The following is a 256-nucleotide window of genomic DNA, read 5'->3' on the forward strand; positions in this document are numbered from 1 at the left end:
TTATTGGGGAATAAACCCTGAACTCACCCCGTCTTTGGCTGTGTGTAATCTTTATGGTGCCCCCATGTCTCAATCTGCAAAACAGTTTCAACGGTTTACAACCCCCTGGCGTGACCGGTTGTTCTCTGTTGCTGTAAGACAAGCAGACTCACGACAGAGAGCAGAAGACTGGGTACAGGAGTGCATGCTTAAAGCCTGGAAACACTTCTCCGACCTTAAAGAGACAGAGACCGTTTATGCCTGGCTTCTGAAAATA

At 47.7% G+C, this 256-nt stretch carries 1 protein-coding gene; it reads left to right on the forward strand.

Annotated features, from left to right (window positions below; all coding sequences use genetic code 11):
• Positions 1–64: 64 nt before the first annotated feature.
• Positions 65–256: RNA polymerase sigma factor (locus tag CWC28_RS21750; RefSeq protein WP_283206571.1), on the forward strand; the 192-nt coding region annotated here is incomplete at its 3' end.

This window comes from Pseudoalteromonas sp. S4492 (assembly GCF_005886115.1).
GTDB classification, from domain to species: domain Bacteria; phylum Pseudomonadota; class Gammaproteobacteria; order Enterobacterales; family Alteromonadaceae; genus Pseudoalteromonas; species Pseudoalteromonas gelatinilytica.